Here is a 25,366-nt window from a genome sequence, read left to right on the forward strand (position 1 = left end):
ATTTGAATTTATTATACATACCACTATCTATTTGGTCAATTTAAATTTTAGGTATAAAGTTGTAATTTACTTACATTTTTGGTGTAGGATAGTGAAAATCTATCTTTATATTGCGGAAAATCTAGCCAAATAACTATACATTTATTAGTTCCAAAAAAATATCTTGCCAATTTGGGACTTCCCAATTGGCAAGATATTCATCTTAACGCTTGTCTTTTTTCTTCTTTTTCTCCTCCACTTTAATGACAATCGTCGTCAACGGATCAACTTTTAATTTTTCTTTTGATAACGTAAAGCCGGATGGTTTCGAGACTTTTTTAGCTCCTGCTTCGTCATTATCTACAACAATTTCTCCGTTTGAGAAATCATAGTCGCCTAATGTAAACGTACGGGCTTTGTTGTCCGCATTGACGAAGACGTAGTAATTTCCGGTGTTGTCGGTGGATTTATTTTCGTACGCAATGACTAAGTCGGAATCTTTCATTTCCGGAATGTTCAGTAGCGAGACGTTTTTGTCCACTAGTTCTTTTTCTCCTAGACGGAAAGCGTTAGTCGATTTTCTTAACTCGATCAAGCCTTCTGTGTAGGTGCGCGTTGTGTTGTTAACGGCAAAGGCTTTTTTGTTTGTTGCTTTTTGCCAATCAAACTGATTGATGGCATCGGAAGAATCATACGAATCATGGATAAAGTAGCCGAATGATTTGCCCGCTTCATCTTTTAATTCGTGGTATTTTTGTTCAGGGACGCCTTCGCCAAACCATTGCTTTGTGCGGCCGTATTCTTGGCCAGCATGGATAAACGCGGTTCCTTGAGACGTTAACACGAGCGAGTTTCCGAAGCGAATGCGTTTGTGAATTTCGAGATTGTTTTCAGGGATTGCTGGATTTTTTTTAATCGATTGCGCAATCACGTCATAAAGCGGTAAATTGTCGTGTGCGGCGATGTATTGAACCATGTCGCCCGGATTGTCAGCGGCCGTATTGGATGGCTGGCCTTTAATGTTATTGAAAATCGTCGCAACATTACGTGCCCCACCTGTGATAAATCGCGGTTCGCCTTCAGAACCAAAACCAGATTTTAGTTCATTTCGCATTTCGTCTGAAAAGACGCCTACGTCATCTGTTTTGTCCATCCAATCTTGATCAGCGCCCATTCCAGCAAGGTCTGGGTCTGCGATATGCCCAGCAAATGTTCGCCAACCTTCTCCAATAAATAACGCGTCTGGATTGATGGCAGCTGCTGCATTGTAGGCGTTTTGTATAGATGGATACGTAGCGTCGCCCATCATATCAAAACGCATGCCATCAATTTTGTATTCGTCAAACCAATACTTTACAGAGTCGACCATAAGCTTTTCAGCCATCGTATGGCTTGTTGCTAAGTTGTTGCCAAATCCGCCAAGGAAGTTGCCTTTATCATCTTGGTATGCGTAATAACCTGGCACGATGTCGTTCAATAAACTCGTTTGTGCCGTATGCGTATAAACCACATCCAACACAACGCCCATGTCCGCATCGTGAATGGCATCGATCAATGCTTTTAGTTCTTTGACGCGCAATTCCGGATCGGTCGCGTCTTGTGAATACGCACCATCTGGTGAGAAGTAATTGTGCGGATCATAGCCCCAGTTGTATTCATTGCCAAGAGCTGAATAGCTTTGCTCTCTTTCACCCATTTTCGTTTCATCGCCAAAATACCAAGCCATCACTGGCAGCAATTGAACATGGGTAACGCCTAGCGATTTAATGTAATCCAATTTGTCGATAAACGCCGTGTACGATCCCCATCTCGATTTCAATTTCTTTTCAATAGAAGGATCTGCGGTAAAGTCGCGAATATGCACTTCGTAAATCACGGCATCTTCTCGTTTTTCATAGCCGTCAATTGATGCATGACTGAAACCTTTCGGGTCTGTCCCGCTCAAATCGACAATCGCGGCTTTCCCTACTTTGTCTCCGTCTGGACCTGCTTCACCTTTTGTATTTACCGTAAACGCCGCCATCGATTTGGCGTACGGATCTAACACTTTTTTCGTAACGCCGTCATTTGTAACTTCGTATTGATAGTAATACCCTTTTAAATCTTTCACACCCAACTCACTTGGTGCAATGTCTTTTGACCAAACACCTTGATCGCCAAGTGATAATTCGATACTGCCAAGTAACGTCGTCGCATCTTTTTTATCGTAGAAATTCGCGACAACTTTGCTTGCTTTTGGCGCCCATAATTTTAATGTCGCATGACCTTTTTTATACGTTGCACCGAGGTCATCGCCGTCATAAGCAAATGCCTTATCCAACATTCTCCACCCGGTAGTAGCTAACACCGTTCTGCCGGCATACGTAACGGACAGTGGCAATTTGTCTAAATTAAATTGCGCTGTAACTTCGACGGTTTTGTCTCCTGTAATTTTTGCTGTTTCTACTCCAACAGTTGCGCCGTCCGCATCTTGAATCGCTAACCCGGCTACTAATTTTTCAGAAGTTAAGCCGTCTGTGCTGTTAAACCTTAAAAGAAGTGTGTTTTCAGAAACCACTTCAGCCGACCCAAGACCTGATGCGACTTCATCGTAAGGAGAAACGTACACCGTATCGTCTCCTTGTTTGATCCATAAGTGATTGAATTTATCCAACAAGTTGAATGATTTATCGCCTGCATCTTTTTCTTGCGTTTTTTCATTGACCACTAAAAAGCCTATTTCTTTTGCAGCTTCTGTTAACTCTATATCTGCATAGGCGCCGTAACGATCTGTGCCGTCAAAATCGACCGCGCCTGTTGGCCAGCCATCTGAAGGAGACGCAACATCGCCCCAATTCCATATGCCAAAGTCATCGTAATCTACCGCATCACGCGTGTAATGAATACGGACTGTGTTTGCTGGCAAATCTACCGGTTCGTACGTATATACTTTGTCCGAACCTTGCTTGATCCAAATTTCATTTGCTTGTGGCGAAGAAATCGTAAAGCCTTTATCTCCACCATCTTTGCCCGCATCACCCGCGGTAATATCCATCACAAGAAAGCCGATATTTTTCGCTCCGTCAGCTAATGGCACATCAATATAAGCTCCGTAACTATCGGTTTTCTCGAACATCGTCGCCCCTACTGGCCAGTTTGCAGAAGGAGATGCAACATCATTCCATAGCCATGCCCCGTAGTTTTTATAGACATTGTCTTCGCGCTTATAGTGAATGCGGATATTGTTTTCCGGTACTGGTTCGACCACTACGTCACCGTTGTCTTTCGCGACACCGGTAATATTGCCCTCATTAACCGTCAACAAAACTGTTCCGCCATCTGCTTTTCCTGGAAGAGTTACATTTACTTTTCCTGCTGTGGCTGTATATTCCGTACCCGAATAGGCATCGGTAACAACAGCGTCTGCAGAATCCAAGGTTAATGTCACCGCTTTACTTTCTTCTGCTACGTTTAAGCCAACGTAAACTTTTTGATCTTGGTAGTCACGAGAAAACAAGAGAAATTGATCTTTATCAGATCCTCCAACAAGCGTGCGTTCACCCTTCGCAAACACTTTCGAATAATCTTCTCTAAAGTTTAAAATTTTGGTGTAATGCGCTAAAATTTCATTGCCTTCCACTTGATCCCACGCAAAATCATAACGATTATCGTATTGCGGATAATTATTAGCTCCTGTTTGGCCAAGCTCTTCTCCGTAATAAATCACAGGTTGTCCTTTTGCTGTTGCTTGAAGAGTGGCTGCGACTTGTAACTTTCCTTTATCTCCAGCAAGTGAATAGAGGAACCCTTCTTCGTCATGGCTTCCTAAAAACTGCCCGAGTGTTGCCGTATTATCCAATTTCGTGTTTCGTGCAGTAAGAGACGCATTAGCCGCTTCTAAACTGCCGTTAACAAATGACCGAGCCGTTTCTTTAAAACCAAAGTCTAATAGTGAATCCATCGTGCCCGTTTCAAGGTAGCCTAACGTATTGTCCACTTTAGCTCCCCAAGCTTCACCGATCATTTTAAATTCCGGCATTTTTTCCGTTAAAGCATTTTTAAACTGCATCCACGTAGCATCTTCTACGTGTTTTACCGTATCCACACGGAAATAATCAATCGTATTGCCGTTTTCTGTCGTCGCTTTTTCAATCCAATCGGTTTGCCAATCAATAATTTGTTCGCGAACGTTTGGATCTTCCGTGATAAAGTCTGGAAGTCCCGCTAATTCACCAACCACTTCATCTGTACCTACGTTCGCGCCTTGACGAAGCAAATCACTAAATCTTGCCCGGTCGGCATCTGACGGATAGCCCGCGGGTTGATTGGTAATCGAACCGTCAATTTCTTTTAAGCCGTATCCTGTATGGTTGACCACCACATCGACCATAATTTTCATGTTGCGGTCGTGTGCCCCGTCGATCAGGTTATGAAACTCTTCCATCGTGCCAAAATGCGGATTTAACTCTCCAAAATTATTTGCCCAGTAACCGTGATAGCCATAATACGGTTCTGACGTTTCGTAATAACGAACATCGTATTTAATGTTTTCCACAACCGGACTAATCCAAATTGTATTAACACCAAGCTCATCTAAATAATCCAGTTTGTTTGTAATGCCTTTAAAATCGCCGCCTTGGTACGTACCACGCGACTCCTTATCGTAATTTAAATCGTAAGGGTCGTTATTAGACGTATCCCCATCAAAAAATCGATCTGTTAACATAAAATAAATTACAGACTCGTCCCAGTCAAAATCCCCTTCTCCGACCGACTGCCTTGTTTTCACTTCTACTTCTGCCGTTCCTTTATACAAATTGCCATAAGAATCCGTCACCGTTAACGGAATCGCCTTTAAACCTGCCGCTATATCATCGTCAACGGCAATCGAAATTTCTTTTAACGTCGGATCAATTTCTAGTTGAGCAGATCCACCTAAAAGAGAAGTATCCGCAACAATTTTTGAAATCTTCACGTCCTCGGTTATCCCTCTAATATCAACAGACAACACCGCGTTTTGATTGGAATCGATGGCTGCGGGTGCTACGGTGCCGCTCACCGCCAAATCCGCTTGATTAAATACAAGCGTCGACACACCGTCCACCGTATTGTAAGGATCCGTTACTTCCGTTGTCACACCCGCTTTTGTCACGAGGTATGTATAAGTATGTTCACCCGTCGGAATATCATTTGCTAAAAACACAAACCGCTCATTTTCCGGTTCATACGTCATTTCATGCTCCTCGCCATCAAACTGCAACTCCACTTTTTCAATTGTATTCATCGCGTCCGCTTCGAAAAGCTCTTTGTCTCGGTAATAAAACATGGCGTCTCCGTTATCAATAACAGGCGCCGACCCATCAGGTACAATGCGAATCTGTTCTTTTCCACTCGTGACAAAAGCTTTTGTCAAAGAATCATTTTTATTCACCTGGATAAAGCGATCTCCAAATTCTTTTTGGGCTGTATTCCAATCTTCGGTACTGCGCAAAACAAATCCAAATTCCTTCGTTTCTGGCGCCACCGCAATATGAGCGACAGCGACCCCACCGTCATACGACTCAAAATTGATTTGATCATTAACTCTGCCTGTGTTCCACGCCCAAATATTCCAGTCTCCGTACGTTTGATCCGCACGAATATAAGACAAACGCACTTCTCGATCAGTCGTCGCTGTCGTATCTTCAGCCTGTACCGGTTGAACTTGAACAAACGGCGTCCACGTACCCATAACTAGCAATAATGCCAACACCATTAAAAATTTCTGCTTCCATTTCTTGCTCATCTTCACGCTGTCATCTCCTCTTCTATTTGCTTTAGAATAGCCTGTAGATTGACAATACATCCTCCTTTTTTGAGTGAGACATCCTTTTCTAACTTTTGTGCAAACGATTGCACAAAAGGGCGAAATCGCTTATGTCTTTTGATGAGCGATGGCTTCTGGCTGAATAAATTCAGAATTGTAAGCGTTTTCAAATTATTACTGGTAATTTTACATCAAGTTTTTGTAAACAGCAACAGAAAATGTGAATTGGGTATTTTGGGGGAATTTGTTTTAACCCGGGTGTTTGTGATCCTTACATGAAGTTTTTTCTTTTTAACCCGGGTGTTTGTGATCCTTACATGAAGTTTTTTCTTTTTAACCCGGGTGTTCGCAGCTCTTACATGAATTTTTTGCTTCTTTACCTGAACTTTTTCTTTTTTTATCGAGATTTCTTCCAAAATCAAAAAACTGCACCTCGAGAGATGCAGTTTAACCTAACTATATGAAACAGTTTTTTTAAAAAAATTACGATTGAAGAACAAACTCCTGGTACAACTTATTCAAATCTTCCTCAAACTCATGTATTAAGCTTACTCGCTCTGCATAATCTAGTCCCATTACAGGACTTGTCAATTGATGCGCAGTTTCTCGAAGTTCGTCAAACTTCCACATCCATTCATCTGCTATTTGCGGTTCAAGGTAATTTACTTCTGAAACAACTGAAGCCACGAGTCCATAACTTGAAGAACTTGCCGAATGATCGTATTTCTCTTCTCCCTCAAACTCTGTCCATACGATATGAATTTCAGTTAAAAACCCTTCCACCGTTCCGTCGAATGAGCTTTCCATTTTTTGATTTCCCTTATATTTTGGGTTGAATGGATTGTGTTCTGACATTTCCAGCTTCTCAGATGCAACCACTTCGATTAGATCTTCTTGGACGACTAAGTCATCCGCATCATCCATATTAATCAAAGTAATGATTACTCCGAGTCCGACTAGTGTTAGGAATGGTACTGCTATAATAACTTTTCTTATCAAAGCTTTGATCGCTCCTTTATACTTTCATAGCTTTATTATACTACTGTGTGGGTTTATTTCCCATAAGTGGAATGAAAGAGATTCTAACTTTAATAGCAATTTAAAGAAGCTAAACTATCTTGCTATTAAGTTAAATAGTGTTATACACGAAATCCATAAATGGAATATTTTATAAATAGTCCATATACATTCGGGGACTTTATGGCTATACTTATATGTAACTAAATAACCATTTAACTTTTCGTTATTTATATCATTAATTTGTTATCTTTGCGTTTTTCACACTTAATAATAGCTACATAAGAAAAGGAGATGAATCATAATGAGTAATTGTTACGTTCACGACGATGCACAATCAATAGGAACTTGTGTATCATGTGGTAAATTTATTTGTGCGAACTGTAATACTGAACTAAAAGGTAAAAACACATGTAAAAAATGCGTTGATGAAATATTTGAAGACAATAAAAGAAAGCTCGAAAAATTAGAAGACAGCGGAAAGTCTCAACAACCAATGGTATTTATGAATGCTGGCGGTGGAGGTGGCGGCGGTGGTGCTTCTAGCTCGTCTTCAAGTGTAGGCAGCGGCGCAGCGGCTATTCCGTTTTTTACTAAGAGTAAATTAATTGCAGGGTTACTCGCTATTATACTCGGCACATTTGGAGTTCATAAATTCTATTTAGGAAATTGGTTTCAAGGTATAATTTACTTCATATTTTTCTGGACATACATTCCAGCAATAATCGGACTAATCGAAGGAATACGATACTTGATATTGTCTGATGAAAGCTTTGCTAGACAGTATGATAAAGGATACAGAGCATAATACATTGTGCTAGATTCTAAGCAATATAGAAGCGACCTCCGAAAAATCGGAAGGTCGCTCTTTGTATTGCTTATTCTTAGCTCCCGCCAAGAACATAGAATATCTCGACTCTTATTGTTGGTTTACCTCCTGAAAAGTGTCTTCCAAATATGCCTAGTGTTGCATTCTCTACTTAGCCGGAGACGCACCCTTTGATTACCCACTTTAATATTTCTGAACTCAAGTTTATCGCTTGCCCGTTATTCTAAGCTAATACGATGGTTTATTTAGAAGAGAACATCTTTGAAAGTGCTAAGAACAACTTATCCATTCCCACACGCGCTTTTTGGATGGTGGTCGTATTAACGTAAGTTGGTCTAGTTTTTAAGACATTATATTCTATAAAGCAATCCAAATATCGTTCGTGATACTCCGCTGTAGAGTAGAAGATGAATATAGAACTAAGCAACACTAAGCATAATATAACGGATATTCCCATGAAAATTTCATTTATGTCTTTTTCGAACTCACTGAGACTTACTGTCTTTACAACCGGTTCAGTACTTGTAGTCTCTGTAGTTGTAATGATCTCTCCAGAATCAACTGTTTCTGTTAGTAATGTCGTTGTAGTAGTTTCCTCTATGATTTCAGTTTCGTAACCATTTTCAATTGTATTTGCTAGCATAAAAAAGCCATAAGCAGTAACTCCCATATTTAATATAAATGCAAAAGTAGCGGCTATACAGAGCGTTTGTGCACCATTTAGAACAGTAAGTAAATATCGATAACGTGCTCTTAAGAAATCATCTTTCTTTAGAACTTCATCAACAGCCATTTCTGCTTTAAAATACTCTTTTTCTTTTACTTTACACACCCACAAAAAAACACCTAGACGATTCAATACATAGCCAATTGGCACCCCAAAGATCAATAGCCCTGCTAACATGCTAAGAATAGCTGCATATTCTCCAGAAAACAACATCGTAAAACCAATATTGTTGATTAAGCAAAAGTTAGTAATAAGCGTAATACATAAAAACCATCCAGGTAATCCATACCTTAAAATATACTTGAAGTCTATCTGCACCTTAACCGACTCCTTTCATTTCAACGTTGTACGAACCTAAATAATTCGATTACTCTCCTCTTCTTACTAGCTACCAAGATATATTATTATCATTATAATCAAAATACCATTTTTCGCATATGAATTTTTATCCATCTCTATTTTCCACTTTATACATTAACTAATAATGAAGGAATAGGATTCAATCTTGTATGCTATGTTTCGATTGCTTTAGCTAAAAAACCCCTTTTAATATATAGGGCTCAGACTTTAGAAAAAATCGATTTAGTCGAGTTATTAAAAGCTACTAGACTGCAAAAACGAATCCAATCGATTGCATTGAAATTAGATTCTTGTACGCAGTTATCCTCTATTCTAAGAACACAACTTCTCTTTTCTGCCCTAATTGCTCTAAGAGTTTTCTAAAGAAAAAGCCTCTCCCATATGGAAGAGGCTCTCTACTATTACTTTTAAATTCCTAATTACGAAACTCTTCATTCTTAGCTCTCGCCAAGAATACAGAATACTCAGCTCTAGTTGTTGGTTCACCTGGTTGGAAAGTTTTATCCGGGTAGCCAGTAGTAATACCATTCTCAAATAGTCCTGAGATATAGCCTTTCGACCAATGTCCCGCTTTCACATCGCTAAAATGGTTTTTATCACTTGCGTCTAATTCGTATGCAATGCTGATGATCTTCGCCATTTCGGCACGTTTTAACCCATCATTTGGTGCAAACGTACCGTCTGGATTTCCAGTAAACAACCCTGCTTTTGAAACCGCTGCAATGTAGTTTTTGCCCCAATGCTTATCTGAAACGTCCTTATAACCCGAAGGAACATCTTCTATTGGCAAGTCGAGTGCGATTGCTAACATTTTCGCGGCTTCTGCGCGTGTTGTGTTCTTTTCTGGTTGGAAGCCACCATCCGGATAGCCACCGATGATTTTTTCGTCTGCTAAATACATGATTTTATCTAATGCCCAGTGAGATAGCTTCAAATCGGGGTAGTTGCCATCTTCTACTGTAACTAAAATCACTTCACTGTTATTTCCAGCTGCATCTGTAGCAATAATCGATAACTTCGTACCAACTTTTTGTTTCTTTATTTCTACTTCGTACTTGCCTTTTGCGTCAGCTGTGGCCGTACCGATTGTGCTGTCTTTATTTTCTACAGTAATCGTAGCATCAGCTTCTGCCGTTCCAATAATTCGTGTGGAATATTGTGTTACTTTGCTTTCTAGCTCAATTGCTGGAGCTGTTCCATCTGTCACAACGACTTCTGTTGCTGAACTCTTATTTCCAGCTTTGTCTGTCGCAGTAATTGATAGGACTGTTCCTGCTTTTTGTTTTGGAATCGTAACTGAATAGTTTCCATCACCACTTACTGTAGTTGTAGCAATTTCTTTATCGTCAACTTTAACAGTTACTTGTGAAGCAACTTCAGCTGCACCTGTAACAATGGTTGATTGTTCTGTTACTTCACTTACAGTTGGCGCATTTGGTGCTGTTACATCTAGAACCACTACTTCTTTTGCAGAACTGATGTTTCCTACAGCATCTGTTGCAGTAATCGTTAATTTTGTGCCAGCCTGTTGTTTCGCAATTTCAATAGAGAATTTGCCATCAGCGTCAGCTGTCGCTGTTGCCAATTCGCTGTTGTCTGCAGTAACCGAAACAAGCGATTCCGCCTCGGCATTTCCTGTAATCACCGTCGACTGATCTGTTACTTCGTTGACAGTCGGAACTTTTGGTGCTGATTCATCCACCACTGTCACTTCTGTTGTCTCACTTGTATTCCCTGCAGCATCTGTTGCGGTTACTTGAATTTTTGTTCCCGCTTTTTGAGCTGAGATTGTCGCTCTATACTTGCCTTCTGAAGAAACAGTTGTCGTCGCCAATTCAGAATCATCCACTTTAATAGTAATCAAAGCATCCACTTCTCCTGATCCTGTAACAATTGTTGAGTTGTCGGTAACTTTATCAACTGTTGGCGCGTCAGGTGCTGTGACATCTACAACCATTACTGTTTTAACTTCACTCACATTACCGGCTAGATCTGTTGCAGTAATACTTAGTTTTGTACCAGCTTGTTGTTTGGCAATCGCGACAACAAACTCTCCATCTTTGTTTGCTGTTGCTGTGCCAATTTCTGTGTCTTCAACTTTAACACTAATAGTAGCGTTCGCTTCCGCAGATCCTTTTATCTCTGTCGATTTATCCGTCACTTCTGTCACTGTCGGTAATGCCGGTGCCGTTACATCTAAAACCGTTACGTGTGTCGCTTCACTGATGTTTCCAGCTTTATCAGCTACTGTGATTTCTAGTTGTGCACCGACTTGTTGTGTAGGAATTGATACCGCATAATTGCCTTCTTGGTCTACTGTTGCTGTGCCGATTTCAATAGTATCTGCCTTAACAGTTACTACTGCACCGGCTTCAGCTGTTCCGGTCACTGAAGTTGAACCATTTGTTACTTTATCAACCACAGGTTTTTCTGGAGCTGTCACATCACTTACTATTATTTCTGTTGCTTGACTCGTATTCCCTGATGTATTGGTTGAAGTGATAGTCAGTTTGCTTCCTGCTTGCTGTTTCGGAATAGCAATGGAATAATTTCCATTGTCATCAGCTTTGCCTTCCGCAATTACTTTGCCATCAAGTTTCACCTTAATTTCGGCATTTTCTTCAGCGGTTCCGCTAATCATGACATCTTTGTCAGTTACCGGGTCGACTGTAGGTTTAATCGGAGCTGTTCCTTCTTGAACAATAACTGTTACTAATCCAGTTCGAACAATTCCAGTATACGCCATAACATCTATCGGTACTCTTGGACCGACTGATCTTGATGAAACAGAAAATCTCCCATCATCGCCTGTCTGTCCTGAGCCAAGAGTCATCTCCCCCCCCAGTAAAAGTTCGATTTTAGTACCCGGAAACGCTCGCCCTGTTACAGTGTTCGTCATTCCATATAATGGATCTATTTCCGGCTCTGAAATTAGCGTGATCACACTTAATTTCTTGATATCACTTTGATTATTATGAGTATCGATTGTAGCGATTCCCAGTTCATATTTTTCACCTTCATCTAGGTTTTCAAATGTATAGGAAGTTTTATCTGCTGAAACCGTTTCTCTTAATTGGCCATCAATGTATAATGCGTACTCTTTTGCATCAGTATCCGTATCCCATGTTACTTGCACTTCATTGAAGCTCTTTTCCGCAACGGTGAAATTTGTCGTATATTTAGTTGCAGTATTTCCGAAAGCATCGTTTAAAATAAATTGAACATCATCAAAATTTTCTTCTTGAACTGTAACTTTAAATGTTCCATCTTCTTTAATCGGAGTCCATTCCTCAAATAACTTCATATCCATGAATGGCAATGTTTTTCCTTCTATTACTATATCTCCATTTTCCTGTTTCTTGTTGTTTACAACGAATGGAACCTCATAACCATCCTGCCATAACAAGTTCGTTAAGTTAATTGAGTTGGATTCCCCCCCTACTATTTTTTGAAATCTGCCTTGAATAAATGTGGGTTCCTCGCTGTACCCTTCGCCTCTAGCATTCAATGTACCTTCTATTGTTAGTCCACCATAACTGGCAAGCGTTCCATAAACATATACGTTTCCTGTGACAGTCACGTTACCATCAATGGTTACCAAAGAGTTGGAACCAATGTATAAATCGCCATCAATCGTTTTGTTCGACCATGATTCGTTTTCAGTAGTCACGGTATAATCAGTTGATTGATCTGTTTCTTCGTTGACCGTTGGAACTTCTGGCGCAGTCGCATCTAAAACCCTTATCACTGTCGCTTGACTGATATAACCAACTTTATCAGCCACTGTAATTTCTAGACGTGTACCAACTTGTTGTTTAGGAATTGATACCGCATAATTGCCTTCTTGGTCTACTGTTGCTGTGCCGATTTTAATAGTATTTGCTTTAACTGATATCACTGCACCAGCTTCGGCTGTTCCGGTCACTGAAGTTGATCCATCTGTTACTTTATCGACCACAGGTCTTTCTGGAGGCGTCACATCTCTTACCGTGATTTCTGTCGCTTCACTGACATTCCCCGATGTATTGGTTGAAACAAGAGACAACTTGCTTCCTGCTTGCTGTTTCGGAATAGCAATGGAAAAATTTCCATTTTCATCAACTGTTCCTTCCGCAATTACTTTGTCCCCAACTTTCACCGTAATTTCGGCATATTCTTCAGCTCGTCCTCTAATCACAACATCTTTGTCAGTTACAGAATAGACTGTTGGTTTAATCGGAGCTGTTCCTTCTTGAACAATAACTGCTACTAACCCAGTTCTAACAAATTCAGTACTTGTCACCACATTTATCGTTGCTCCTGAATAGACTTCTCCAGGATCCATGGAAACAAAGAACCTTCCATCATCATATGCCCTTCCTGAGCCAATACGCTTTGAACCTCCGAGGAGTAGTTCGATATTAGCACCTGGTAATGCTCGCCCAGTTACGGTAGTCGAATTTTCGTATACAGGATCAGCATCTATTACTGACTCTGACATTAGAGTTATTACATTTATTCTCTTGATATCACCTGCATAATAATGTGGGCCGACTGCAGCGATTCCCAGTTCATATTTTGTACCTTCGTCAAGATTTTCAAACGTATAGGAAGTTGTATCGCCTGAAACCGTCTCTTTTAATTGTCCATCTATGTATAATGCGTACTCTTTTGCATCATTAACTGTATCCCATGTTACTTGTACTTTATCGAAACTTTTATGTGCAACGGTGAAATTGGTCGTATATTTAGCTGCAGTATTTCCGAAAACATCTTCTACTCTAAATTGAACATCATTCAAAACTTCTTCCTGAACTCTAACCGAGAACGATCCATCCGCTTCAATAGGAACGGCTTCCCTAAATAACGACATATTCATGAATGGCAATGTTTTTCCTTTTATTATTACATCTCCATTTTCGCGTTCCATGTTGTTTACAACGAAAGGAACATCATAACCATCCTGCTGCAACAAGTTAGTTAAGTTAATTGAATTGGGTTCACCATTCATTGCGAAAGTTCCCTTATTCAATTCCGGTTCGTCAGAGTAACTATTCATTCTGGCATTCAACGTACCTTCTACTGTCAATCCTCCATAGCTGAAAAGCGTTCCATAAACATATACATTTCCTGTGACAGTCACATTCCCTTCAATGGTCACCACCGAATTCGGGCCAATGTATAAATCACCATCGATCGTTTTGTTCGACCAAGACTCATTTTCAGTGGTCACGGTATAATCAGTTGCCGTAGACGCCACTTTCACTTCTCCTGAATCGATAACTTCTCCTTGCTCTTCACTAACTACACTTTTTCCACTTTCAGCGTGCACTGGCACAGCTCCAGTTCCTAACTGTACTACTAGCGAGGACATTACTAACAAAGTAAGCCCTTTCTTCATTCGAGACTTTTTAACCACACTACCAAACCTTTCCTCAACTTTTTTTAATGATTGGATAATAATACGACTTTAATTCCAGAATAAAATTAGAATTTACTTAAAAATTCATAATTATTCCTTTAATTTACATTTTAAATTTTAATGTAAATTTAGTAGTCTTTAAAACCCATGACAATTCTATCACTTTTCATTACAAAACTAAAGGCATTTTTAGTATTTAGACATATTCAATGAATTTCAAAATAACTTCTTTGTTCTTTTGAATTTAAATAAGAGTTTATAGCTTCAAAATTATCTCTCTATAAAAAATGCCTCTTAAGAAATCAATCGATTTCTTAAGGGGCATTTTAATATACAAATTCCTACTTCTCACACGCAATCAAATCTTTATCCCGATCACTCTTTTTATTCGCATCATACAAAGCTTTGGAAACAAACGGCTTATGTTTTGTCTTGCCGCCTTTGTTCTTTACTTTCGAATTACGGGCAATGCCGCCTTTATATACTTTGTTAATAGCTGTACAGTTTTCATACGTTTTTACTTTTACTGCTGCTGCATCCGTTGGCATAGGTGCTGCGCTGACTGTGAAACTAATGACGACCATCAATGACATGATGGCTAAACCGATTTTTTTCATCGTCTATTCCTCCTATTTCCTGTTGCTAACTCCACAACAAAAAATCCATATATTGTTAGCTAATTTAGTTTACCAGTCTTTTATATCCAGTACTATAGCCTTAATAAAATTATTTTTGAGCCACCACAAAAAAAGGGCCATCCTCGAAAGTCTGTAGATACGACTTTTCGGGATAGCCCTTTTTAAACTGGAGAGATGACAAAATTATTTCGTTTGTCCATTCCCTCTAACAATGTATTTTGTTGACGTTAGTGCAGGCAGTCCCATTGGACCGCGTGCGTGAAGTTTTTGTGTGCTGATGCCAATTTCTGCGCCAAAGCCGAATTCGTAGCCATCAGTAAAGCGTGTTGACGCGTTATGATAAACAGCTGCGGCATCGACTTCATTGAAGAATTGTTCGACACTCGGCGCATCCTCTGAAATGATCGCTTCAGAGTGTTTGGTACCGTAGCGATTGATGTGTTCTACAGCCTCATCGACTGTTTCCACCACTTTAATCGCCACTTCAAAACCTAAATATTCTGTTGCCCAGTCTTCATCTGTTGCTGGTGAAATCGAGGAAGACACTTGTTGCACTGTCGCATCTCCGTGGATTTTCACATCGTGTTTTTCTAAAGCCGTTACCAGTTCGGCTAAATGATCCACCGCCCAGTCTTTATGCACCAGAATGCTTTCGCAAGAGTTGCAGACAGAAGGGCGTTGCGTTTTGGCATTGATCGCGATGTTGACCGCCATTTCAACCTCTGCTGTTCGATCAATAAAGACGTGGCAATTGCCCGCTCCTGTTTCTAGTACAGGAACTGTCGCATTTTGAACAACTGTTTGGATCAGTTTTGCGCCACCACGTGGAATCAGTACATCCAAATACTCGTTTAGTTTGAACATTTGAGACGCTGTTTCTCGGCGTGTATCTTCTAGCAATTGAACCGCTTCTACCGGCAGTTGGGTGTTTTCTAGTGCCCGGCGAATAACTCGGACGATTGCTTTATTAGAGTTGATTGCTGTTGAACTACCACGCAAAACAATTGCATTTCCTGTTTTTAAGCACAGGCTCGAGGCATCAACGGTTACGTTAGGACGCGCTTCATAGATCATTCCGACGACACCGATTGGTACTCGGATTTTTGTCATCGACAGTCCATTGGGCTGCTCCCAGCTTTCGAGGGTTTCTCCGATGGGGTCATTTAATTTGGTTAATTGGATAAGCGCATCTGCCATGTCTTTCAAGCGAGCTGCATCGAGCGTTAAACGATCTACTAACGACTCGTCCATTCCGGCTTGGCGTCCGGCCGCTACGTCTTTTGCGTTTTCATCCAATATAAAAGTTTGCTCTTCCAGTAATTGCGCGGCAATGGCTTCTAGCGCTTCATCTTTTTCAGCTGTCGTAGCTTTCGCTAGTTGGAAAGCGGCTTTTTTCGCTTTTTGTGCTTTATCGATCAATTCGGTTTCTGTCATGCGTTCTTCTGTTAAAATTTCAGTCATCCTTTGTCCCCTTTCGATTTATAAAGTTACTAATACTTTTGGTTCGACCAGTGACCCAATATACGTGCCGTCGCCTTTTCCTTCGAAAATGTCGACTAGTTTTTCACTGCCTTCTCCAGATCCGATAAACACTTGAATGTCTGAAGCCGATGCGGTTTTAGCAGCTTCTACTTTTGACTTCATTCCGCCAGTGCCAACGCCTGAAGCGCCTTCTGCTGTTGCGGCGTTTTCCATTTCTTGATGAACTTCTGTGAGGAATGTATATTTTTCTGCATCTGGATTTTTCATCGGGTTGTCTTGGTAAATGCCATTTATGTCTGTCAAAATCATTAAGAAATCGGCATGAACGAGTCTGCTGACTAGAGCGGACAACATGTCATTGTCTCCAAACGTCAATTCCTTCACAGACACCGAGTCATTTTCATTGATGATCGGCAAGACGTCTCGCTCTAACAAGTTCGAAATTGTCGCGTTGGCGTTTTTGTATAAATCTTTTGTTAGTAGTAATTGTGCCGCAACAATGCCGTGTTTTTTGCATTCGTCTGCATAAGCCTGTAACAACAATCCTTGTCCAACAGCTGCAGCTGATTGCTTATCAACCACTTTGTCCGGACGTGATAAATAACCAATGCTTTTAAATCCTGCAGCGACCGCACCGGATGAAATCAACACCACTTCATGGCCTTGTTGTTTCAAGCGTGCCAATGCTTCTACGTGTCCACGCAGTTTGCTAATTGACAATTTTCCATTCAAATCCGTCAACGAGCTACTACCGATTTTCACAACGATTCGTTTTTTCTCCACTAACTATCATCTCCTATTTTAAATAAAAAATTTCTCCTCTTTTTTCTAAAGACGGAAAATGTCGATTTTAAGCATGTTTCCAATTAAAGATTGTCATCAATCTACCGATTAGATACGCTGTTACGATTTTCTATTTAACGTGATGGACCAAATAGACCTGGTGAAAACGTCTTTACTAATTTTAAAAATGTGATGAGCTCATAAGCTTGCATAGATTTTAAAACCAAACTTGAGGTCTTCCCTTTAAATCTATGCATTTCCCACCAGTGTTTCGCAACGTTCGGTATTGTTTAATGATCTATACTCGATGATCTTTAAACAAAAGAGTAAGTGGATATGTTAACATACATTCTTTCTCTTTCCAAATTACATCCAGTTTTTAACCAGTTTTATTAGTTGCGAAAGCCTTCTGTACCTAGGATCTCTGGTCTTTTTTAATTTTTTCTTATTTAGCATAGTTTGAGTGCCTATTAAGCACATTATTTAAAGAACATTTTCTATATGAAATTAAAACCTAGTTTACTGGTAAGAATAAAAGGTTTTAATGTATAATAGTTTTATTCTCTAATTGAGTGAATTTTTCAACAGTCGAATCTTCTATATGAAAGGGATGAAGGATAGATGAAATATGGATTTTGGCTGCCGATTTTCGGCGGATGGTTACGCAATGTAGAAGATGAACAGATGCCCACTACTTTTGACTACGCAAAACGAGTGGTGCAGTCGGCCGAGAAATGGGGCTACGACACAACCTTGATCGCAGAACTGAATTTAAATGATATAAAAGGAATGGAAGCCGATTCGCTAGAAGCTTGGTCAACAGCAGCTGGACTTGCGGCTGTGACAGAGAAAATCGAAATTATGACAGCCATACGCCCCGCTTTTCATAACCCTGCGGTAACGGCGAAAATGGCAGCGAATATTGACCGAATCTCCAATGGTCGTTTCACATTAAATGTCGTATCGGCGTGGTGGGCAGAAGAAGCCCGTCAATACGGCGGACAATTTACCGAGCATGACGAACGTTATGACCGAACAGATGAGTTTTTGCAAGTCGTCAAAGGCATGTGGACAGAAGAAGTGTTTTCATTTAAAGGAAAATACTATGATGTCCAAAATGCGCGTTTGGCACCAAAGCCGGTGCAGCGTCCGAACCCAATTTTATACGCCGGTGGTGAAAGTCCACGTGGCAAGAAATCGATTGTTGAGGCGTGCGATGCTTACGTCATGCACGGCGGCACGGTTGAGGAAATCGCAGCGAAGATCGAAGACATGAAAAACTTACGTGAACAAGCTGGGAAATCGCCGCTCCAGTCATTTGGCATGGCCGCTTATGTCGTATGCCGCGATACAGAAGAAGAAGTCGCCACGGAATATGCCCGCATTGTCGATATGAAAGACTCAAGCGGTTATGTCGGCTATGACGATTTCGTCAGCAAATCACAACTCGAGCAACAAGTGAAACGGGAAGATTATTCGGTCTCTAACCGTGGCCTTCGCCCGAACCTTATTGGCACACCCGAACAAATCGCTGAACGGATATTAGCATACGAACAAGCTGGATTGGATTTGTTATTACTGCAATTCTCACCGCAACTAGAAGAAATGGAACGCTTTTCAACACAAGTAATGCCACTTGTCGAAGAAAAACGCCAAGCGCTTAAGACGCTTGCCAACTAAGGAGGATACTTATGACTGACAAAATTTATGTGATACATGAAAACGAAGAATGGACAACGCACTTGTTTAAACGATTAGACGAACTAGAATTGCCGTATGAAGATTGGTTTATCAATGAAGGCTTAGTGGATTTGAACGACGTCCCTCCTGAAGGTGTCTTTTACAGCCGCATGAGCGCATCGTCTCACACAAGAGGCCACCGTTTCGCACCCGAAATGGCTGATTCTTTGCTCGCCTGGCTTGAGCATCACGGAAGAACTGTGTTTAACGGCACGCGTGCGCTTCGCTTAGAAGTCAGTAAAGTTAACCAATACATGGCGTTAAACTCTGCTGGCATCCAGACGCCAAAAACAATTGCCGCAAATGGTCGCGCGCAAATTATCGAGGCCGCTGAAAAATTGGGCGTGTCTTCGTTTATCACCAAACACAACCGGGCTGGCAAAGGACTCGGAGTTCGTTTGTTCCATTCTATTGATGCACTAAAGGAATACCTAGACAGCGAGGACTTTGAGCAATCCATTGACGGCATCACGCTAATACAGGAGTATATCCAAGCCCCCGAACCGTTTATCACACGCTGTGAATTTGTCGGTCGAAAATTTGTTTATGCGGTGCAAGTGGATACTTCAGAAGGATTCGAACTATGCCCAGCAGATGCTTGCCGCATTGATGATTTGATGTGCCCGGTCGGCGAACAAACGGAAGAAAAACCGAAGTTTCAAATCGTGGAAGGGTTCAATGATCCGATAATTGAAAAATACGAGACATTCCTACGTCACAACGAAATTGCTGTAGCGGGAATTGAGTTTATCCGCAATAGCGATGGAGAAATTTTCACATACGACGTTAATACGAATACGAATTATAATGGAGATGCTGAAGCGGTTGCCGGTAAGTACGGGATGTTGGAACTGGCACAGTTGCTTGGGAGTCAGTTGAAGGATTTGAGAGTAGAAGCATAATCCAAAAATGCCCCCTTCGAAATCAATCGATTTCGAAGGGGGCATTTTTTATACAAACTCTTTAGCTAGACTGAAATGCTCGGGTCTCAATGGTCTTGCCATGAAAATGAACTTTTACTTAATTCACCTTCACTACCTTACTCTCACTCTTATTACTCGCCTTGTCTCGAAGCTGTACTTTCAAAGAAGACCCTTTTTTCTGTGTGCTGATTTTCACTTTCCTTCTCCCAGTGAACCGCACAATTCATGACAATTCCACTTCCTGCGTAAACAGCAAAACTCTATCCCCCTAGAACCTCCACATACCCCCTGTGTACGGCTCAGGTATGACTATTTATCACTCTTTATAACTACACAAATGCCACCTTCCAAATCAATTGATTCCACTGAATATGGTATTTTCCTTATGCATATTCTTGTATAAATTGATTTTTTTCACTCACAGAGGCACGATTTTAACTCCAATTAACGAAACTTCTTATTCTTAGCTCTCGCCAAGAACACAGAATACTCAGCTCTTGTTGTCGGTTCTCCTGGACGGAATGTTTTATCTGGGTAGCCAGTAGTAATACCATTCTCAAATAAACCTGAGATATAGCCTTTTGACCAATGACTGGCTTTTACATCACTGAAGTGGTTTTTGTCGCTTGATTGCAACTCGTATGCAATACTGATGACTTTCGCCATTTCAGCACGTTTTAACACATCATTTGGTGCAAAGGTACCGTCTGGATTCCCAGTGAACAACCCTGCTTTTGAAACGGCTGCAATGTAGTTTTTGCCCCAGTGCTTGTCTGAAACGTCCTTATAACCAGATGGTACGTCTTCAATTGGCAAGTCGAGTGCGATTGCTAACATTTTCGCTGCTTCTGCACGCGTCGTATTCTTTTGGGGCTGGAAGCTTTCGTTTGGATAACCAGTAATCACCTGCCTACTTGCTAAGTATATTACTTCTTCATATGCCCAATGAGAAATTTTAAAATCTGTATATTTAACATTTAAGACATTAGTATATTTATTAGCAACGAAATTCCCAAAAGCATCCGATACCCTAATTCTCATTTCTGCATTAGCTTCCTGAACTGGAATAGGCACACTAAATTTCCCCTCAGCGTTAGTTTGAGCTTTCCCTAGTCCATTACTACCAACAGAAATAGTAACAAAACTACCTGCTGGAGCCATTCCGATAACATTTTCCGAAGTATTAGTTACCGGTTCAAAGGTAGGTGCCATTGATACTTCTGTGCCTGATAAATATTGATAATTTGCTATTTTAATTTCTCCTTTTATATTTTTAAGAGATCTTACTGCAATTCCATCTTTAATATTTTTTATAGAATCTACAAAAATACTAATAGGATTTTCATTATGTCTAAAGTTATTTAGATAAATTTTAAAACCTGTTCCTTGGTTGTTATCTGTCTTCAAGTTAATAATCTTAATATCTTTAAGAAATTGTGTTGAATTATTAGGCTCAATGTCAATGCCACTTTGTGGTGAAATCCCATTGGTATTAGTTATAGTTGCATTTATTATCTCCAATTTTTTTACTGATACAACAGTAATACCCTGTCTTCTATTATTATCAAAATTAGAATTGTTAATTTTAATATTCTCACTGTAATTTTTCTTTGATGTATTACCTATGTATATTCCATCTCCCCAAGAATCAGAAATACTTACGTTTTCAATGTTAATATCTTGTGCTCCTCTAATGCTTATCCCAACCCCCCATTCTCCCAAACTACTAGTATGTTCACTTCTGTCGCCTACTATACTAACTTGCCCAGTTATATTAACATTTTTCACATTATGAATTTTAACTATTTCATACCTTTCAGCTGAATTAGGTATAGCTTTTAAAATTGCACCTTGTTCAAATTCTAGTGTTATATTATCTCTTAAAGTTATTGATTTAGTTGAATCTATTAAATATTCTCCCTTATTGAAATAAACTACACCGCCACCTTTACTACTTTGAAAGTCAATAGCATTCTGGATAAATTGTGTATCATCCATCTTATCATTACCATAACTACCGAAATCCTTCACATTTACCAATGTTGTAGCTGTAGCTAGATTTAAAGTGCTAGTTGAAAATATTAAAAACAAAAAAAGAAAAAAACACCATTTATACATGTATTTGAATTTTATATTAATAATAAATACCCCCTTTTTTATAAAAATTTAACATTTTTAATATATATCATTTTTCCTATTCCTGCAAGTTAAATTAAATCTGAGGAAATCTTGCTAACAGTTCATTTGAGAATCAGATTACCTTGAAAGATATTATTAGAATAAGCAATACTATATTTTCTTACAAAGCAGATTAAAATATACCCATTCACATATTTGCTGATTAAAGAACTGAATATGGTTTAATTGACTCTCAATCATGCCATTACTCTAAGAATAAATTAAAGCTGTCAACACCGGTTTATTCTCTCCATTTTTGGCGGAATGAACTTCCTCACTTGAGCTATTTTGCAAGCGGAGCAGCCGGATAAATTTTAGCTATTTTTTCTTATAGATGATAGGAATCGCCTTTGATATTAAAGGTCATCGAGTATTGAATCAAACGTTCCAGAATGACTGTGGCCAAGACTCCGTCAAAGGGAGAGCCACCGGTTGAATTTAGAGTGACTCAGTAAAATGAGACAAGGAAAAAGCACCCCCAACGTCGTATGTAGGATAAACGACAAACTGGAGGTATTTTTCTGTATATGTTCAAAAAAGCGATTCTATCCGGAGGAAATAAAACAAGAGGTCATTCAGATGAAATTGAGCGGGGACTATACCAATGCCGAAATCATGGAGGTCCACCAAATTAAAAATGTGACGCAGATTAAGAGGTGGATGCAGTGGTACCAAGAAGGCGAAGTACATCGACTCGCTCAGTCTATTGGAAAACAATACAGCTTCAATGCGGAGTTGAGTGAAATCGATGAATTGCGGAAAAAAGTACTGTATTACGAAATAAAAGAGGAACTGATGGGAAAGTATCGCGAACTGGAAAGGAGGTGGAACCGGCCCTCTTCCTAGAGTTGGTGGACTTGTTTAAAGTGAAACATTCCATCACGATGATCTGTGAATGCATAGGCTTCCCTCGCTCCACTTATTATCGTTGGTGCCATAAAGAGGTCGGGATGACCGAGGTAGAAAAAGAAATTCTCGCCATCTGTGAACAACTGAAATTCCGTGTCGGTCATCGAACGGTGAAAGGCCTGTTGAAAAATAACGGCACCAAGTTGAATCGGAAGACGGTGCAGCGGATTATGCAGAAATATAATCTCCAGTGACGAGTCAAACCAAAGAGAGCGAAGCAAATGGCGGGAGAAAGCAACCTAATCATCCCTAATTTATTGGAACAAAATTTCAAAGCAGACGCTCCCAATCAAAAATGGGTGACGGATATTACGTATCTCCCTTTCGGGGAGAGCATGCTTTACTTATCGACGATTCTGGATTTGTATAATAACGAGATAATTGCCTACAAAGTCAGTGATACACAAAATGCCCAGCTTGTGCTGGATACGCTGGAAATGGCTTGCCAGAAACGGAATACGGCCGGAACCATTCTGCACAGTGATCAAGGTGCCCAGTACACATCATGCGCATTTCAACTGACGACAAAAGAAAACGGCATTATCACCAGCATGTCCCGTAAAGGAAACTGCTTTGATAATGCCGTCATCGAATCCTTCCACTCCTCGCTAAAGTCGGAAGAATTCTACATCCTGAAAAGGGTGCACCTAACCAATGCCATTGTACAACAAAAAGTGGAAGATTACATGTATTATTACAACTACATCTGACCGTTCCAAAAATTAAACTGCCATTCCCCGATTGAGTATCGGATAATGGCAGCCTAGGTGCTTTTTCTAATGTCTCAAATCACTAGGTCAGTTCAATTTTATCCGGCGGCTCTCTTCTATGCATTCACTGGTCTGATTCTCCGCAACTCGTGGCTCAAAACTCCGCACAAGTGGCTTTTTTTATCCGCAATACTCATTCATGGCCGTAGCCCGTATTTAATGTAAATTAGTGTTGACCATCAATATATGTTCACTATAATTTTATTAACTAAGAACTTAAAAACTCTGATTTTAAAAGATACTTTGAAATCAGAGTTTTAATTATTTATTATATGCTACTAGATATTATCCGATCCGATTCCGACTGAAATCTGAAACATTTTTAATGATATAATCATTTTTGCAATATAAAGAAAGTATCGTTTCAATTAACCATTTATATACATAACTTCAGTACAATTTAAAAGAACTCGATAAAAAAAAGAAAATATATTAATAACTATTTACTTCAAAAGGGTGAAACGTTCTTAGAAGCCATTGCATTCTTTAAAAAGGTTGATCTTTATATATGCTTACAAAAAGAATAAATTCAATCTAAAATATTTTTTATATCATAAATATTAATGTCTATGAATTTCTCTAAAATAAGAATTTATTTTTTTAATAAATACTTCTTCAGAAAAATTATTCCTAGCAGATTTTTCACCTAATTCTCCTATCTTTTTTCTTTTAAGGCTGTCTTTCAAAAGACTATTTAATTCACTAAATAATTCTTCTGAATTATCTTTTTCAATAACGAAACCGTTAATATTGTTTTCAATTATTTCTCTAACCCCTCCCACATCTGTTGATATTACAGGGATTTTATGAGCCATTGCTTCAATTACAACCCTTGGCAAGCCTTCAGAACGTGATGGCAAGATGAATATATCCATTGCACTATAAATATCGCTTACTTTGTTAGAATAAGGTATGTATTTTATAGATTCTCCATATTTCAAAACTTTCTCCATAAGATTCTTCCAATAATTTTCGTATCCGGGACTTACATTTCCAACTACTAGTAATTCTGTATCGTTATAGATTTTTTTAATTCTTATAAAAGAATCAATTAAAAAGTCAGTTCCCTTCCTCTCATTTATGGATCCTAAATACCCTATAACTAATTTATTTTTTGATAGACCTATATTTTTTTTAGAATTTTCTTTATCTGAAATTTGGTACTCACTAAAATCAAATCCTGTATAAATATTTGTAATTTTGCCGTTATATTTTAATAGCTTATCTTTAGGCACATGTCTCAGAACTCCGTTTGCAATGGTAATTATGTTATCGGAAAACCTTAAAGCTAATTTAGATAAAATAGTATCAGAAATATCGGCTCTAATATACCAAATATTCTTTTTGCGCATAATTTTTGTAGCTAAAATTGAGTAAATTAATGCTCTAATATCATTTACGTATATAGTATCAATTTTATTTTTTCTTAAGTAAAGAAATATTTTAAAATTGTAAATTAGCAAATGAACTGCTATATTCATTTTCTTAAGTATTGAATATTGAAGAATTTCTCCTCCAAATATATTCGCTTTTTTATTAAGTTTAACAATATCTATCGGTATATTTTTCTTTCTTAATTCTTTGCTTAGTTCTCCTTCTTTCGTTGTCACAACCACACATTCAAATTCATTTTGATTTAAACTTTGAATGAGTTTAAGCATGCTTTTTTGAGCACCATAAAAAGAATCAGAGCGAGACTCTAAAAATAATATTTTTTTCTTCATTTAGCACCTATCCTTGCAAAATATTGTTTAAGTCATCCATTTAATGTAATAAATTTGCAATTATATTCAAGTTCAACTCTTTGGTTATATCGATATAAAAAAATATTATTTAAATTTCTTT

Annotated in this window: 12 protein-coding genes and 1 pseudogene; 4 read left to right on the forward strand and 9 right to left on the reverse strand. The window is 39.2% G+C overall.

Annotated features, from left to right (window positions below; translation table 11 throughout):
- Positions 1–202: 202 nt before the first annotated feature.
- Both BCM40_RS12550 and BCM40_RS12560 read right to left on the reverse strand, forming a co-directional pair.
- Positions 203–5,743 carry a pullulanase gene (locus BCM40_RS12550; protein ID WP_065527669.1) on the reverse strand — a complete coding sequence of 1,847 codons (5,541 nt, stop codon included), beginning with the start codon at positions 5,741–5,743 and terminating at the stop codon, positions 203–205.
- Between the two features lie 504 nt (positions 5,744–6,247).
- Positions 6,248–6,763 carry a hypothetical protein gene (locus tag BCM40_RS12560; protein WP_065525608.1) on the reverse strand — a complete coding sequence of 172 codons (516 nt, stop codon included), beginning with the start codon at positions 6,761–6,763 and terminating at the stop codon, positions 6,248–6,250.
- Between the two features lie 322 nt (positions 6,764–7,085).
- Here BCM40_RS12560 and BCM40_RS16635 point away from each other — a divergent pair, with 322 nt between their 5' ends.
- On the forward strand, positions 7,086–7,589 hold the full coding sequence (locus BCM40_RS16635; protein ID WP_420330051.1) for a TM2 domain-containing protein: 504 nt from the start codon (positions 7,086–7,088) through the stop codon (positions 7,587–7,589).
- Positions 7,590–7,851: 262 nt separating this feature from the next.
- On the opposite strand, the gene BCM40_RS12570 is transcribed toward BCM40_RS16635, so the two are convergent.
- The 5 genes from BCM40_RS12570 to proB form a co-directional block, all read right to left on the reverse strand.
- On the reverse strand, positions 7,852–8,655 hold the full coding sequence (locus tag BCM40_RS12570; RefSeq protein ID WP_065525607.1) for a BA5345 family protein: 804 nt from the start codon (positions 8,653–8,655) through the stop codon (positions 7,852–7,854).
- Between the two features lie 457 nt (positions 8,656–9,112).
- A complete protein-coding gene (locus tag BCM40_RS12575) occupies positions 9,113–14,077 on the reverse strand; it encodes an Ig-like domain-containing protein (protein ID WP_156851295.1) in 4,965 nt (1,654 codons plus the stop codon).
- A gap of 362 nt (positions 14,078–14,439) precedes the next feature.
- A complete protein-coding gene (locus tag BCM40_RS12580; protein WP_065525605.1) occupies positions 14,440–14,715 on the reverse strand; it encodes an excalibur calcium-binding domain-containing protein in 276 nt (91 codons plus the stop codon).
- Positions 14,716–14,919: 204 nt separating this feature from the next.
- The gene (locus BCM40_RS12585; protein ID WP_065525604.1) at positions 14,920–16,197 is read right to left on the reverse strand and encodes a glutamate-5-semialdehyde dehydrogenase; all 1,278 of its coding nucleotides are present in this window, start codon (positions 16,195–16,197) and stop codon (positions 14,920–14,922) included.
- Positions 16,198–16,215: 18 nt separating this feature from the next.
- A complete protein-coding gene (gene proB, locus BCM40_RS12590; RefSeq protein WP_065525603.1) occupies positions 16,216–17,001 on the reverse strand; it encodes a glutamate 5-kinase in 786 nt (261 codons plus the stop codon).
- Positions 17,002–17,622: 621 nt separating this feature from the next.
- Here proB and BCM40_RS12595 point away from each other — a divergent pair.
- Together BCM40_RS12595 and BCM40_RS12600 are read left to right on the forward strand one after the other, a co-directional pair.
- The gene (locus BCM40_RS12595) at positions 17,623–18,681 is read left to right on the forward strand and encodes an LLM class flavin-dependent oxidoreductase (protein WP_065525602.1); all 1,059 of its coding nucleotides are present in this window, start codon (positions 17,623–17,625) and stop codon (positions 18,679–18,681) included.
- Positions 18,682–18,692: 11 nt separating this feature from the next.
- The gene (locus BCM40_RS12600; RefSeq protein WP_065525601.1) at positions 18,693–19,643 is read left to right on the forward strand and encodes an ATP-grasp domain-containing protein; all 951 of its coding nucleotides are present in this window, start codon (positions 18,693–18,695) and stop codon (positions 19,641–19,643) included.
- Positions 19,644–20,108: 465 nt separating this feature from the next.
- On the opposite strand, the gene BCM40_RS12605 is transcribed toward BCM40_RS12600, so the two are convergent.
- Positions 20,109–21,782 (reverse strand): S-layer homology domain-containing protein, encoded by a 1,674-nt coding sequence (locus BCM40_RS12605; protein WP_065525600.1) that lies wholly within the window; start codon positions 21,780–21,782, stop codon positions 20,109–20,111.
- A gap of 639 nt (positions 21,783–22,421) precedes the next feature.
- On the opposite strand from BCM40_RS12605, the pseudogene BCM40_RS12615 reads away from it, so the two are divergent.
- Positions 22,422–23,461: pseudogene (locus BCM40_RS12615) on the forward strand (IS3 family transposase).
- A gap of 620 nt (positions 23,462–24,081) precedes the next feature.
- On the opposite strand, the gene BCM40_RS12620 reads toward BCM40_RS12615, so the two are convergent.
- A complete protein-coding gene (locus BCM40_RS12620) occupies positions 24,082–25,245 on the reverse strand; it encodes a glycosyltransferase family 4 protein (protein WP_065525598.1) in 1,164 nt (387 codons plus the stop codon).
- Positions 25,246–25,366 lie beyond the last annotated feature (121 nt).

Origin of the sequence: Planococcus donghaensis (assembly GCF_001687665.2) — a bacterium.
GTDB classification, from domain to species: domain Bacteria; phylum Bacillota; class Bacilli; order Bacillales_A; family Planococcaceae; genus Planococcus; species Planococcus donghaensis.